At 35.1% G+C, this 14,859-nt stretch carries 16 protein-coding genes; 8 read left to right on the top strand and 8 right to left on the bottom strand.

What is annotated here, in order from left to right; all coding sequences use genetic code 11:
• Nucleotide 1: 1 nt before the first annotated feature.
• On the top strand, nt 2-775 hold the full coding sequence (locus BLT30_RS16875; RefSeq protein WP_089874823.1) for a succinate dehydrogenase/fumarate reductase iron-sulfur subunit: 774 nt from the start codon (nt 2-4) through the stop codon (nt 773-775).
• 99 nt (nt 776-874) lie between these two features.
• On the opposite strand, the gene BLT30_RS16880 is transcribed toward BLT30_RS16875, so the two are convergent.
• From BLT30_RS16880 to BLT30_RS16900, 5 genes are all read right to left on the bottom strand, one after another.
• Entirely contained in the window at nt 875-1,096 is a 222-nt protein-coding gene (locus BLT30_RS16880) for a hypothetical protein (RefSeq protein WP_027383612.1), read from the bottom strand.
• Nucleotides 1,086-2,354 carry a DUF2851 family protein gene (locus BLT30_RS16885; protein WP_089874825.1) on the bottom strand — a complete coding sequence of 423 codons (1,269 nt, stop codon included), beginning with the start codon at nt 2,352-2,354 and terminating at the stop codon, nt 1,086-1,088. Before BLT30_RS16885 ends, BLT30_RS16880 begins: the two co-directional genes overlap by 11 nt.
• A gap of 228 nt (nt 2,355-2,582) precedes the next feature.
• Nucleotides 2,583-3,386 carry a hypothetical protein gene (locus BLT30_RS16890; RefSeq protein WP_089874827.1) on the bottom strand — a complete coding sequence of 268 codons (804 nt, stop codon included), beginning with the start codon at nt 3,384-3,386 and terminating at the stop codon, nt 2,583-2,585.
• 161 nt (nt 3,387-3,547) lie between these two features.
• A complete protein-coding gene (gene bshA, locus BLT30_RS16895) occupies nt 3,548-4,699 on the bottom strand; it encodes an N-acetyl-alpha-D-glucosaminyl L-malate synthase BshA (protein ID WP_089874829.1) in 1,152 nt (383 codons plus the stop codon).
• Between the two features lie 67 nt (nt 4,700-4,766).
• Nucleotides 4,767-6,518: a glycoside hydrolase family 3 protein gene (locus BLT30_RS16900; protein WP_089874831.1), complete on the bottom strand. Its 1,752-nt coding sequence runs from the start codon at nt 6,516-6,518 to the stop codon at nt 4,767-4,769.
• Between the two features lie 142 nt (nt 6,519-6,660).
• Between BLT30_RS16900 and BLT30_RS16905 the strand changes: the two genes are divergently transcribed.
• Nucleotides 6,661-7,149, top strand: coding sequence for a hypothetical protein (locus tag BLT30_RS16905; RefSeq protein WP_175487224.1), 489 nt, complete (start codon nt 6,661-6,663; stop codon nt 7,147-7,149).
• 138 nt (nt 7,150-7,287) lie between these two features.
• Entirely contained in the window at nt 7,288-7,923 is a 636-nt protein-coding gene (locus BLT30_RS16910) for a peroxiredoxin (RefSeq protein ID WP_089874835.1), read from the top strand.
• A gap of 77 nt (nt 7,924-8,000) precedes the next feature.
• Here the strand turns inward: BLT30_RS16910 and BLT30_RS16915 are convergent, their stop codons facing one another.
• Genes BLT30_RS16915 through BLT30_RS16925 form a run of 3 tightly spaced genes read right to left on the bottom strand, consistent with a single transcriptional unit; the run spans nt 8,001 to nt 10,764 of the window.
• Entirely contained in the window at nt 8,001-8,750 is a 750-nt protein-coding gene (locus tag BLT30_RS16915; protein WP_089874837.1) for a hypothetical protein, read from the bottom strand.
• 21 nt (nt 8,751-8,771) lie between these two features.
• A complete protein-coding gene (locus BLT30_RS16920) occupies nt 8,772-9,854 on the bottom strand; it encodes a putative type IX sorting system protein PorV2 (RefSeq protein ID WP_089874839.1) in 1,083 nt (360 codons plus the stop codon).
• A gap of 10 nt (nt 9,855-9,864) precedes the next feature.
• Nucleotides 9,865-10,764, bottom strand: coding sequence for a DMT family transporter (locus BLT30_RS16925; RefSeq protein ID WP_089874841.1), 900 nt, complete (start codon nt 10,762-10,764; stop codon nt 9,865-9,867).
• A gap of 299 nt (nt 10,765-11,063) precedes the next feature.
• Here BLT30_RS16925 and BLT30_RS16930 point away from each other — a divergent pair, with 299 nt between their 5' ends.
• From BLT30_RS16930 to BLT30_RS16950, 5 genes are all read left to right on the top strand, one after another.
• Nucleotides 11,064-12,692, top strand: a complete 1,629-nt coding sequence (locus BLT30_RS16930; protein ID WP_089874842.1) for an acyl-CoA carboxylase subunit beta — start codon at nt 11,064-11,066, stop codon at nt 12,690-12,692.
• Nucleotides 12,693-12,728: 36 nt separating this feature from the next.
• Nucleotides 12,729-13,445 carry a hypothetical protein gene (locus tag BLT30_RS16935; RefSeq protein ID WP_089874844.1) on the top strand — a complete coding sequence of 239 codons (717 nt, stop codon included), beginning with the start codon at nt 12,729-12,731 and terminating at the stop codon, nt 13,443-13,445.
• Nucleotides 13,446-13,596: 151 nt separating this feature from the next.
• A complete protein-coding gene (locus tag BLT30_RS16940; protein ID WP_027383622.1) occupies nt 13,597-13,863 on the top strand; it encodes a DUF2089 family protein in 267 nt (88 codons plus the stop codon).
• 5 nt (nt 13,864-13,868) lie between these two features.
• Nucleotides 13,869-14,273, top strand: a complete 405-nt coding sequence (locus BLT30_RS16945) for a PH domain-containing protein (protein WP_089874845.1) — start codon at nt 13,869-13,871, stop codon at nt 14,271-14,273.
• 3 nt (nt 14,274-14,276) lie between these two features.
• A complete protein-coding gene (locus BLT30_RS16950) occupies nt 14,277-14,846 on the top strand; it encodes a YIP1 family protein (protein ID WP_089874847.1) in 570 nt (189 codons plus the stop codon).
• Nucleotides 14,847-14,859 lie beyond the last annotated feature (13 nt).

Raw genomic sequence — 14,859 nt, forward strand, 5'->3', positions numbered from 1 at the left:
AATGAGTGCAAAAAAAGGCCTAAATCTTACGCTGAAAATTTGGAGACAAAAAAATAATAAATCGAAGGGACAATTCGATACCTATAAAATTTCTGATGTTTCTACGGATTCTTCATTCTTGGAAATGTTGGATATCCTAAACGAGCAGTTGATCAACGAAGGGAAAGACCCTGTAGCGTTTGACCACGACTGCCGCGAGGGAATCTGCGGGATGTGTTCACTTTACATCAATGGTAGAGCGCATGGTCCGGATACTGGGATTACAACTTGTCAGCTGCATATGCGCCATTTTAAAGATGGCGAAACCATCCACATCGAACCATGGAGAAGTGCTGCTTTTCCAGTGATCAAAGATTTAGTGGTTGACAGAAGTGCATTTGACAGAGTAATGGCAGCTGGTGGATTTGTTTCAGTGAACACTTCCGGAAATACTCTGGATGCCAATGCAATTCCGGTTCCGAAAGAAGATGCAGACAAAGCAATGGATGCTGCGGCTTGTATCGGTTGTGGAGCTTGTGTAGCTTCTTGTAAGAACGGTTCTGCAATGTTGTTCGTAGGAGCGAAAGTTTCTCAGTTCGCATTGTTACCTCAGGGTCGCGTAGAAGCAAAAAGAAGAGTTCTGAATATGGTAAAAGCAATGGACGAAGAAGGCTTCGGAAACTGTTCAAATACCGGCGCTTGTGAAGTAGAATGTCCAAAAGGTATTTCTCTTGAAAACATCGCAAGAATGAACAGAGAATATGTTACAGCAAACATTTCTACAGCTAATCCTTAAATAATAGACATTAGATTTTAGAGGTCAGATTTTAGACTTCTTTTGAAATATAGATCCGATTGAAAATTCAATCGGATTTTTTTATTCAGAATTATAAATTTACAAATCAAAAACACTAGGTCGTTTAGTCACAACACAATCTTTTATCCAAAGCAAAAAAGCCAAAGTAAGATAGAAAATAAAGAAAATCCCAGCTGTTGCAAATGTAGAATAGATAAAGAAAACACGTAGTTTGGAAACCGGGATTCCTAATTTAGTTCCGTATCTCGTAAGCACTCCAAACCATTCTCTCTCGAATCTGTGTCTAATATTATCTATCATTATTCAGTAATTGAAAACCAATACTGCAATTTAAGCATTTTTTCTGATTGCAGAATACTTTGTATTGATAAAGAAAAGCTTGTGTTTGCAACGCATTTTCAAACTTCATTCCTAATTTTTTCCATTCATCTAAAATAGAATTTTTCTCAGGTTTCATTTGTTTATAGAAATCGAAAATATCATCAACAATTTCTGGATTATGGTTTTTATGATAGAAATATTTCAGTGGCAAAATCGTGTTAATGATAATCAAATCGATAAAATCCTGACTGAGGTATTTCTTACTTTCAACGGATGAAATCTTTCCAAAGTTGAAACGATTATCCCAATATTCAGAAGCTTTCACATCTTCTAAGATTTTATATAGATCATCAATTGATCTTGCTTCAATTAGTTTTGAAAAAAGATACGGTTGAGAATGATAGAGATTCGCTAATTGTGACAATCGGATTGTCGGAAAATTGGGAGGGCGAAGTTTTGAAAATTTTGGATGAATCTTAAAATCTGACAAATTGAATTTCACTTTCAAAAAATCAAATTCCCGTTTCCAAATTTGCATTATTTCATCTTTTGACTCCTCCAAAAATCCACAGATTCCAAAGAATAAAGCTTCCAAATGAATATCATTTTGTTTGATTTTCTGAATCACAGAAAAGTCCAGACTTTCTGCCATTTGAAGAAAAATTTCCGCATTCACTTTCAATCCGAAATTATAGACCAGATTTTGAAACAAAACTGCTTCATAATTACTTCGGTTTTTTATTAAAGACTCTTCAAAGATTTGAGATTTAGCTTCTAACTTTTTAAGCAAAACAGTTTCTTCAAAAAACAAGGGAATTCTATTTTCATCAAACAATTCTTCACACGCAATGAAAGAATGTTCTTGGCTTAAATTCTGATGTTTTTGAATCAGTTCCTTATCAATATAATTTTTGAGTTCAAGTGTTGGTATATTCTGTTTTTCTAATTCCGGAATATCACAATCATTGAGATAAACAGCGTGAAGAATCAGGTTCCCAAACTCAGGATTGCCGGAATGATTATGGAAAAACCAATCAGAAGCTTTGGTGTGAATCTCGATATTGCCTGCAAAAATTAGGTCGTCAATCTTAATTTTGGCAAAGAGAAAATCCGGACCAGAATTCTTGTTCCATTCTCCGAATTCTAATATTTCGATTTTTCGTCCGTCTGTAGAGACAAAATCAAAGTTCCGGAATTTCTTAAAATTCCAGAGATATTGTAATATTTCTTCATTCATTTGTGTCTGTGATTTTTCGTTAAATAAAAACCTTCCGCAGCAAGAACTACGGAAGGTTAATTTACAGAAATATTTTAATTCTCAAATATTTTTTTGACGTTGAATCACTCGCATTCCGACTTGTATGGAAATCCTTTTTACGCAACGAAGTGAATTGAAAAGATTGACTACGTCGAATCACTTCGTTAGGTTTGGGAGCGGAAGGCGGATTAAGATGCCCAAACAAAATTATCTCTTATAAAGCGGAGTTCTTTTCGCCAAATAATCCAAAGTGGTTTTATAGGCGTTTTCGTAAGGCCAAAACGAATTATGATTCTGTGTGAAAAGATTGTCGCCATTGATAGAGAAAATGTTCATCGTAATGCTGGTCTCATAATTCTGGTAAATTCTGCTAGAAGACGAGTCCGTAGAATTGACCTTCACACTGTTATTTTTCTGTGAAGCATTGGTCTGGGAACTTCCGTAATTTGATGTGTAAACTCCTGACTTTTCTATAGACACCAAACCGCTGATAACATATTCCACATTCAGGATATGACAGACTTCGCCCATTGTGAAGCCTTGAAGATTGCTTTCATTGATTCCTGCCTTGTATAATAATGCATTGGTTTCAGTCGGGTCTTGGAATTTGAGATTCTGTTTTTTGGAATTGAAAATCGTGTAAGTTTCCTGTTGGATCTTTTTCGTCATCGTCTCGTTGGTTTTCTCTTGGTCTTTCACATAACCGAAAGGCAGAATCGCCACTTTGTTGTGATAATCGCCAACTGCCTGATTGGATTTTGTGGAGTCATTCATATCATTAAGATACTCGATGCGACCGGAAGAAAATGTGATTTTCGAAATGTCTTTTTTGTTGAGCGTGTACTCCAAAGTTTCGTTCTGATAAACAAATTGGATGTCATTCGGATTGTATTTCACGACTTTTCCACGGACTTCTTTGCCGTCAGTCATTGTAACCGTATCGATTTGAGAATACGCAAGAAAGCTAATGAACAAAAAGAAAAATGTAAGAAAATGTTTTTTGATACTCATAATGTTGTGCTTTTGATGATTTTGTAAATTATTAGAAATATTTTTCTCTAATTTATAAAATAAATTTTAACAAACCATTAGTGTTCAAATAATTATGAGTTAGAACAACAAAAAAGTCGCAAATTAATTTTGCGACTCACATCATATTTAAATAAAAACTTTTAAACTTCTTTATATTTTGCTTCTTCAAATTTTGCGATTGTATTCTCATACATCTCGATATAGATCGGAAGAATGTTTTTCAAATCAAAATGGATGGCTTGTGCTTTCGCATTCTTTTTCATTTCAGCAAGAAGGTTTTCATCACTCAAAAGCTTGATACAATAATTGGACATTGCTTCCACATTCCCGGTTTCCGCCAAAAATCCAGTTTCTCCCTGAATATTAACTTCCGGGATTCCGCCCGCATTACTACTGATAACTGGTGTTCTCGCCGCCATTGCTTCCAACGCCGCCAGACCGAAACTTTCCTGTTCTGAAGGCAAAAGAAACACATCAGAAAGCTGTAAAATATGATACAGATTATTGACTTTTCCAAGTAATTTGATTTTTCCAATCAAATCGGGATTATGTTCCATGAATTCGGAAATCTTCTCCATTTCCGGACCTTCTCCTATGATAATCAGTTTTGATTTTATTTTCTTGTTGACATTTTTGAAAATCTCCAAAACATCCTGAATTCTCTTAACCGGTCGAAGATTGGAAACGTGAATCAAGATTTTCTCGTCGTCACTCGCAAATTGTTCTCGTTGGCAAGTTGTACATTCTTCGAATTCGGAATTATCAATAAAATTCGTAATCACCTGAATCTCTTTCTGAATATTGAAAAACTGAAGTGTATCTTTTTTCAAACTTTCGGAAACCGATGTTATCGCATCACTTTGATTGATAGAAAACTCAACCGCATGCTTGTAACTCGGATGCTGACCTACCAAAGTAATGTCCGTTCCGTGAAGTGTCGTAACCAAAGGAACATCTTTGTTATCCGCTTTCAACATTTGCTTTGCTGTAAAAGCTGCATAAGCATAAGGAATCGCATAATGTGCGTGCAAAATATCCAACTTGTAAAGATTCACCACACGATAAATCATCGACGACAATGCGATATCATAAGGCTGATACTGGAACAATGGATAGGTCTGAACGTTCACTTTATGGAAAAATATATTCGGATTGGTAACGTCCAAACGTGCTGGCAAAGCCGAACTGATGAAATGAACTTCAAAGCCCTTATCGGCTAAACTCATTCCTAATTCTGTTGCCACAATTCCGCTTCCGCCGTAAGTTGGATAGCAAAGTATTCCTATTTTCATTTCTTTTTGTACAATGTATTATGTAAAAAGTATAAAGACTTTTTTGCTTTTTTAAAGCGTAACAAATTTACTCAATTACAGTCTTAGAATTTTTTGTTTCTAAGCTATTTTTTCTATCAGTTTGATTGGCTGGATTTTTAGCTTCAATATCCATTCCCATTCCGAATTTTAAATTATTGTTCACCAACACCGGAAGTCTGCCCCAGATTTTTGTTTGACCAAGAATTCCGTTGGCTGCAGCTTTCATCGAGTCAACATTGTTCTCGTAAGAAACCAGAACTGTAGAAACTTTAGAAATATCAATATCCTTCAGTGCATAAGGACTTCCAAAAACATCTAGAATTATATTTTGGTTTTTGCTTAGATCTGATAAGACCTTCTTGCTTGCATCTGAAATTTTGTAAGGTTTGTAGGCTGTAGAATTATCTTTATGAAAACCGATGATCACTTTTGAATTGGCTGGGATTGTATTGATTTCATTAGTATTTTTAACAATCACGGTTGTTCCTGTATTCAGTTGGTTTAGAAAAATTTCATAAGGTGCTTCTTCTAATGGAACATAGTAGTAAGTTTCTTTACAATCCAATGGCAGTAGCTTTTTATCGTCTTTGATCAATGTCAACGCGTTTGCATACATTTTCTGAACTAGAGCAGAATGGGACGCATTATTCAAATCATCATTAACATTTTCAGGATTGATATTGTTGTATTTATCTAAACCTAAATAATACTTCGTCAAAAGAATTTTCTTCACGCTCTCTTCTACTCTGTTTTGGGAAATTTCTCCTTTATCAATCGCTTGCTGAATCAGTTTTTTTCCCGTTGCAACATCTTGTGAAAACAGCATAATATCATTCCCAGCTTTGAAAGCCAATGCATCCAATTCCCCCGCTTTGAATTTGTTCGCAACTGCACCCATATTAAGGGCATCGGTAATAATCAACCCTTTGTAACCTAATTTTTCTTTCAAAATGCCGGTCACGATTTTTTTAGAAACCGAAGCTGGAATTCCCTTTTCATTTTCCAAAGTCGGAACATATAGATGCGCAACCATAACGCCACCAATTCCTCTATTCATCAAGGCTTTGAAAGGTGCAATTTCTATTTTTTCCAATCGTTCCAAATTATGGGAAACGACAGGCAAATCCAAATGAGAATCAGTAGAAGTGTCTCCGTGACCTGGGAAATGTTTGATGGCTGCCAAAACTTTGTTATCCTGCAAACCGTTGGAATAAGCTAAAGCGGAACTCACCACATTATTGACATCTGAACCAAAACTTCTGTTTCCAATAATCGGATTATTTGGATTTGTATTCACGTCTACAACGGGTGCAAAATCCCAATTGATCCCCATTCTCTTGCAATCTTCGGCAATCTTCGCAGACATCTCGTAAATCAAATTTTTATCCTGAATTGCTCCTAAAACTATTGCCCAAGGATATTTATGTGCTTTTGCAATTCTTTGGAATAATCCCCATTCCGCATCCATCCCGATCATTAATGGAACTTTTGATTTCGCTTGAAATTCATTAACCAGATTGATTTCTCTCTCAGCATCATCCTGCATTAGAATTAATCCACCAATTTTATCTTGGTTAACAATATTTCTAATTTGGCTGATATGAGCTTCATCTTTATTGGTATAAAGTGCAACAATAAATAATTGTCCCAACTTCTCATCTTGCGAAAGTGAATTGTAAGTTTTATCTACCCAATCATTCGCTTTTTTGATTTCCAAACTGGAAATATTTTTGGGCTGATACTGAGTGAAATAAAATTGCGAAATAAAAGTTATTATAAGAAGACTTAACCTTTTCATATTTTGAAAATCTAAAATTCAGAAAGTTTCCATAAAGATATTAATTCCACGGAAAAAAGCTATTTTTATGGTCTGTAATTTGTAATTAAAATTTTAACGTAAAATATTTATACCTATGAAAAAGTTTTTGCCCCTTTTATTATTGCTAGTTGCTAGCGTTTTCATCTTCAGTTGTAAGGATGACGATGATGATTATGTACAAGTAGATGTTGATTATCCAGCTGTGTATGATTTGAGAAATGTTAATTTTTCATATAATTCAACGGATGGTTGGCATTATGGACAGAATTTCAATAATCCTATGCTAGATCAAGACTATGTGATCATCTTCAGACAAACGGGAACAACCGGCAACTCTCCTGTATGGCAACAAATACCTAGAACCCTTTACTTGAATGAAGGAGAATTAGATTATGATTTTGATTTTTCTAAAAATGATTTTATGATATATGCCGGAGGAACTTATGATATCAGTACTACACCACAGTATTTAAATAATCAAACATTCAGAGTAGTTTTAGTTCCTGCAGTCTATGGAAAAAATGCAAATTCTGAAGATTTAAAGAAAATGACTTACGAAGAGGTTATTGCTAAATACAAAATTAATGACAGCAAAGTTGGAACTTTGTAATCGCAACTTTCACAAATACATTTAAAACCGCAGAATCTGTGGTTTTTTTTATCCTTAAAAATAAATAATACTAATTTAGTATGAATTGAGATTTTTATTATTAAATTTGTTATCACTTAATTATAAAATATTAATAATATGTCTATTAAACTTGGCGATACCGCTCCGGATTTTGACGCAGAAAGCAGTTTAGGAAATCTTAATTTTTATGAATATCTGGGTGATTCTTGGGGAATACTATTTTCCCATCCCGCAGATTACACACCTGTTTGCACGACAGAACTTGGGAAAACATCCGAACTAAAGCCAGAATTCGATAAAAGAAACACAAAGGTTTTGGCTTTGAGTGTTGATGGAATCGATAATCACAAAGGTTGGATCTCAGACATCAACGAAACTCAAAATACAGAAGTAGAGTTTCCAATCATTGCCGATCAGGATAAGAAAGTTTCGGAACTTTATGACTTCATCCATCCGAATGCTAGTGCCACATTGACTGTAAGATCTCTATTAATTATTGACCCAAATAAGAAAGTAAGGTTGATTATTACCTATCCTGCTTCTACTGGAAGAAATTTCACAGAAATATTGAGAGTTTTGGATTCTTTACAATTGGTTGATGGCTATGGCATAGCAACACCTGTCGACTGGAAAGATGGAGAAGATGTGATCATTCCGCCAGCTGTTTCACAGGAAGATGCCGAGAAAAAATTCCCGAAAGGTGTAAAAATTATAAAACCATATTTGAGATATACACCGCAACCTAATAAATAAGGTCAAATTTTTCTAATTCCTAATTTAAAAAAGCTCCAGAATTTGGAGCTTTTATATATTGAATATTTACATCGAATTTAATTTGCAGAGAAAACTTCTTTGGTAAAATCACCGTTGCTTTTAGGAATCTCGATGATAATATTTCCATTTTCGTAGTAACCGATCGTTGATTCTCCGGAAGCAAGTTTCACTCGGAAAACATCTGCTTTATTGGTTGATTTGAAAGTTGCATAAGGAACAGAACTATTTCCATCCACCAAGATAAATTGACTATCGTCAATTTGAATTTTCTGCAGGCTCAAGTTTCCATTCTTGTATCTTTGTGCCGTTGGAGCCTGAGTTATTTTAACATCATCATTTCTCTTGACTTCTTCCGTAGACTTAGATTCAGCAAGCTTTTCTATCTCCTGACTAGGATTAGAAATAGGGACTTTAACCAATCCTTGCTTCAGTGCATCCTGATAACCTTGTTCAAATTCTTTGATCGTACTACTGGATTTTTCGGAATAGACCACTTTGCTATTGCAATCTTTGAACTGAAGAATGATCTTGTTTCTAAACATGCTTTTATCATCCAAAATATCGGCAATCAGAATTTTGCATGGATTCGTCAATGCATCTTGTGGCCATTGGCTTTTTGTCTCGGAAAGCACGATATATTTTTTTGATTTCAACGATCTTTCTAAAAAATTGTTAAGACCATATGATCTGTTTTCTTTAAAATCACTGAATTCTGTTGGAATTAAAATATACTTATAATCAGAAATATTTTGAGCTTTGATCAAAACAAGTAAAAACACAGATAAAAAAATTGAGAGCTTTTTCATTGGTGAAAGTTAGTTATTTTTTTAATTCCTAAAACCGTTTATATCCAATTTCAGAGAAAAGAAGTTGGAGTAAAAATTAGAACCGCCAATCCCGGAGTTGGTTATCGCATAGTCCAAAGTCAAGCCCTTATATTTGATCCCAATACCCGCACTTGGCTGGAAAGATACTTTTCTTTTCAGATCCTCAATATCCGAAAGCGTTTGAAATCTGTTGAGTCCTAATCTAACAAAGATCATGTCCTGGAAGATCAGCTCTCCACCGACATAAGGCGTTATACTAGCAAAATCTGTGGAAATAAGTGCTGCTGTTTTCGCAAAATCGATGTTCAATCCTGCTTCTGGCAAAAGTTTCAGGTCTCTATTGAATTCATAAGTGCGACTTACACCAAGATTTAGTTTTGGCATCGTGATTTCCATTTTGTCTGCGGGAGCAGGGTTGAATTCTTCACCATTAACAACAGCAGATAATTCTTTCTGGTTGATTGTCCAAAAGTTGACAGTTGTTGTAGCATCTCTTAGCATAAAACCAAGATTCCAATCTGTATCTGTATGATAAATTGCTCCCAGATCAAATCCAAAACCATAACCACTCGCAAATTTTCCCACATTCCGGTAAACCACTTTTGCAGTAGCCCCGACGTCTAATCTGTGATTCCCATTTGGATGAAATGCGTACGAGAACAAAGCCGCATAATCTGAAGTAGAGAAGGAACTGATTTTATCATAATCAATATTACCCTCAGAATCAATTAATTGAGTTGTATTAAGAATATTATCCACACCTAGTCTTACCAAAGAGATTGCAAAAACGCCATTTTCATTGTCCAAAGGTTTGGCATATGCGATATAATCGTATTTGGCTATCGATTCAAAATATTCTGCGTGCATTGCAGCAGCTTGCCAATCTCTGTCTATCCGCAAAAGTCCGGCGGGATTCCACATTGGGGAATACACATCATCCTGATTGGAAACAACAGCGCCTCCCATTGCCAGTCCTCTTGCACCAGCACCGATATTCAGGAATTCATTAGAATATTTTCTGATGATCTGGGCATCAAAAATTTGACAAAAAATAAACAGTAAAAAAAATAAAATTCTTTTCATCAAAAAATGTTTACAGATGGTTTGGTTCTGTAGTCATATCTTCTTTTTTTCTTCTCGATTTTATAATACCATTGACAATGATAGCAATTATCATCACCAAAGAAGCGATATAAAAGACAGGACTCATATGCTCTGATGCCCCAAAGATAAAAAAAGCCAGAATAATCCCATAAACAGGTTCCAGATTTACAGTCAAGATCAATGTAAAAGGTGAAATGAACTTCATAAGCTTCACACTCTCAAACATTGGATAAGCTGTAAAAACAGAAGCCAACAATACTATTAACGCAATATCGGTATAACTTATTTCGCTAACCGAAGAAATTTGTCCAGTAAAAAGAAAAAATAAACTAATGACCAGCCATCCTCCGGCAATCTCATAGAAAATTATATTTCCGGAACTCGTTTTTCCAAAAATCTTCCCATTGAAAACCGAAAATATTGTTCCGAAAAGCGCACATAAGATCCCATAGAAAATACCTTCTTTATACTTAAGTTCTGCATTGAATATCAAAGAAATACAAACTACTATAATTAGTCCAATGACAACTTCTATCCAATCCGGTTTTCTTTTAAAAACCAAAGGCTCTATCAATGATGCAAACAATGTAGATAATGACAGACAAGATAATGCAATAGAAACGTTGGAAACTTTTATGGATTGGAAAAAGAAAAGCCAATGAAAGGCCATCACACTTCCTATTCCTATAAGTTTAAACAATAATACTTTTGTTATCTTTATACTTTCTTTCTTGATAATTCTGATATATAAATATAGAAAAGCTGCAGCGAATGACATTCTGTAAAAGACGAGAACATTGGCATCTGTAGAAATCAGTTTTCCTAAAATGGCAGTAAAACCCCATAAAAAAACGATAAAATGTAACCTCAGCAAATAAGAGTTCTTCATTAATATGATATTGATCTTTCAATTTGCAAACTTATGACAAAAATTACTGATTAATAAGAAGTAGACAAGGCAAAGTTATTTTTTGTTCCAGAATATCGACATCAAAAAAATCCGTACAAAATCTTTATACGGATCTTTTAATAATAACTTATTAAAAATAAACATAAACTAACTAAAAATTCATTTCATTTTGTTTATGTAACGTAGAAAAGCAAAAAATATTATGTTATGTTATCTTCTGATACAATTGCTTTGTCATTATCTAAAAAATTTTATCTTTAACGCCAAAGAAAAACCTTATGGATCTAGAGTTCAACAAAAGAGAAGATATTAACAAGCTAAAACTTTCTGACATTAAAAAAAACCTGGCAAAAATTAAGTTGGGGGGTGGAGAAAAAGCACTCCAAAAACAACGAGACCAAGGAAAAATGACCGCCAGAGAAAGATTGGAATATCTTTTTGATAAAAATTCTGAATCCATAGAAATCGGCGCATTTGCAGGTTACGAAATGTATGAAGAGCAAGGCGGCTGCCCCGCAGGTGGCGTGGTTGTGAAAATAGGATACATCTCTGGAAAACAATGCATTGTAGTTGCGAATGACGCTACGGTAAAAGCAGGGGCCTGGTTCCCGATCACAGGAAAGAAAAACCTTAGAGCTCAGGAAATAGCCATGGAAAATCGTTTACCAATCATCTATTTGGTTGATTCTGCTGGTGTTTTCTTACCAATGCAAGATGAGATCTTCCCAGACAAAGAAATGTTCGGAAGGATTTTCAGGAATAATGCCAAGATGAGTGCAGCAGGAATCGTTCAGATCTCTGCCATCATGGGAAGTTGTGTAGCCGGAGGTGCTTACCTCCCAATTATGAGTGATGAGGCGATGATCGTGGACAAAACCGGAAGTATTTTCTTAGCGGGAAGCTATCTTGTAAAAGCTGCAATTGGAGAAAACATCGACAATGAAACTCTTGGAGGTGCAACGACACATTGTGAGATATCCGGCGTTACAGATTACAAAGCAAAAGATGACAAAGATGCTCTGGACAGGATCAAAAATATAATGAAATCTATCGGAGATTTTGACAAAGCCGGATTCGACAGGATAGAAAGTTTTCCACCAAAAGAAAATCCTGAAAATATTTTTGGAATAATGCCGATTGCAAGATCAGAGCAATATGACACTTTTGATATCATAAAATGCCTTGTCGACAATTCTGAATACGAAGAATACAAACCAGACTATGGGAAAAGTATTATTTGTGCAACAGCAAGAATCGACGGCTGGAGCGTTGGAATCGTTGCCAACCAAAGAAAACTGGTAAAAAGTGGTAAGGGAGAGATGCAGTTCGGTGGTGTGATCTATTCCGATTCGGCTGACAAAGCGACACGTTTCATTGCCAATTGCAACCAAAGAAAGATCCCTTTGGTTTTCCTTCAGGATGTCACTGGTTTTATGGTCGGTTCCAAATCCGAACACGGCGGCATCATAAAAGATGGTGCAAAAATGGTAAATGCCGTTTCCAATTCTGTAGTTCCCAAATTCACAGTGATCACAGGAAACTCTTACGGTGCAGGAAATTACGCCATGTGTGGAAAAGCTTATGATCCAAGATTGATCGTAGCTTGGCCTTGGGCAGAACTTGCAGTAATGGGTGGTTCACAAGCAGGAAAAGTTCTTCTTCAAATCCAGGAATCGGCTCTTAAAAAGCAAGGAAAGGAGATATCCGAGGATGAAAGAAAGGAGATTCTTGACAAAATACTGAAAGATTACAACAGACAAACTCAGCCAACTTATGCTGCAGCAAGGCTTTGGACAGATGCGATCATCAATCCTGTGGATACAAGAAAATGGATCAGTATGGGAATAGAAGCTGCCAACCATGCTCCAATTACAGAAAAATTCAACCTCGGAGTTATCCAGGTATGATTTTTGCATTTAAAGGAGGAATCTAAACACAAAAACATGAAAAAATATTTATTTATGGTTGCCGGACTATGGGCGATCAATTCCTCTTATGCACAATGTACAATTTCTGGAAGCAATATTTTAAAATTAAATGAAACAACTTCTTTCACAGTAGATACAAAGGGCCAGTGTGAAGAATGCTATCTATGGAAATCATCAAACGACAAGAATGTAACGTTCGAAGGAAGCCTCAAAACCAACAAAATAAACTTAACGCCTAAAGATGTTGGTAAAAACAACATCAGCGTATCGATATTGACCGACAAAGGACCTGTAGAATGTGGAAAAACAGTTGAAGTTGTTGAAAACAAACCAGGTGTCGCACAAAACAATTGTGGGATAAACATCGATGATTTCAAAGAGGTTAAGGTCAGTGAGTCTGTCATTTCTTTTTTCCCAAATGAAAATAGGATCTCCGACTATCTTTACAAATGGACTGTTACCTACGCTAACGGTGAGATTCAGGAATCGACAGAGAAAATTCCTCAATTCTTTTTTTCTGAGATCAATTACATAACATTGGTAAAGCTTAAAATAACATCCAAAAGTCCTATCTGCTCACTAAGCGTTTCCAAAAAATATGAACAAAATTTTTGGAAGCCCTCCTCGACCACAAAAACTACCAGTATAGAACAAAAGGCATATTCACAAGGAAGCTATAACGAATATATAAAACCCGATGACAACAAAATAAAAACTGAAATCAATCATTAATCAGTTTTATTAATTGATTTTACCAAAACCAAAACTTCCTATTCCGGAAGTTTTTTTTATGGATCTAATTCAAATTGATTTTTAATAAAATTAAAGTATTTTTTAATTTTATTAAAATAATTATTACATTTGTAACACAAAATTAAAACAAATGAAGCTTCCTATCATATGCCCAAGTTGCGACCATACTCTTAACGTCAGTCAGATGACATGCCCTTCTTGCGCAACTCAAGTGAATGGTGATTATGAACTTCCGGTCCTTTTGAAACTGAGCAGAGACGACCAAGAGTTTGTCCTCAACTTTTTTTTATCCAGCGGAAGTATCAAAGAAATGGCGAAACAAGCAGAACTCTCTTATCCGACCATGAGAAACAAAATGGATGATCTCATCGAGAAAGTAAAAAAACTTCAGAACTGAAAATTATGAAAAGTATTCCTGTGAGAATCGGTTGGGAGTTATTATTATTTATTTTAGTGGTAATGATTTTCTCAACCTATCAAGAAATTCTAAAACTTAACTGGATAGCCTTGCTCTTTCCTATCTTCATATTCGTATTGGTTTTATGGCTTTGTTTTTCTATAAAATATTATTTGGATGATGAATTTCTCTACATCAAAAATTCAATTTTTGGGACAACTAAAATTGATGTTAAAGAAATCTATAAAATAGAAAAGAGCTGGAATCTGCTTTCCTCACCAGCTCCAAGCATTATTGGAAGAGTGGAAATATATTATAAAAATAACAGTATCGTGATTTCGCCAAGAGATTTTGAAGAATTAAAAAACGAACTTCTAAGAATCAATCCAAACATCACTGTAAAAGAATAAATTATGACCTGGAAAACCATTTTTAACCCTTTCGGGAGATTTGATGAGAAAAATCTTCTCTTCGCAGGAATACTATTTTTTGTTTTGAATATTTTTGGCTGTTACTATGCCGGAAATGTAAATGACAGCATTTTCCATCTTTCTCTTTTGAAAGAAAACCAGACGATTTGGGATGTTGTAAGAATCAATTCTTTGAGTACAATTTTCGCAATTCTTGTTCTATTTATTCTTGCTTTATTCTTTAATAATAAGACCCGTATCATTGATATCATCAACACGGTTCTGGTATCCGCTATTCCGCTGATCATAATAATGCCAGTCTCCGGTATGTCATTCTTGAAGAATGCAACCCAGAGTATCACAAAAAGTGTTGGCAATCCCAATCAAATAGAAACTATAAACCTCATCTTGGTCACCGCTTTTGCATTGGCAACATTACCATTTATGATTTACAGCTTTGTACTTTATTACAACGGATTCCAAACCGCGACCAATATCAAAAAGTGGCAGCACATTGTTCTTTTTGCAGTCGTTTCACTTATCCTGGTCATCGTTAGCCAGACTATACTTTAAACAAAATTCAAAC

The sequence above is a fragment of the Epilithonimonas hungarica genome (assembly GCF_900102265.1).
Classification (GTDB): Bacteria; Bacteroidota; Bacteroidia; order Flavobacteriales; family Weeksellaceae; genus Epilithonimonas; species Epilithonimonas hungarica.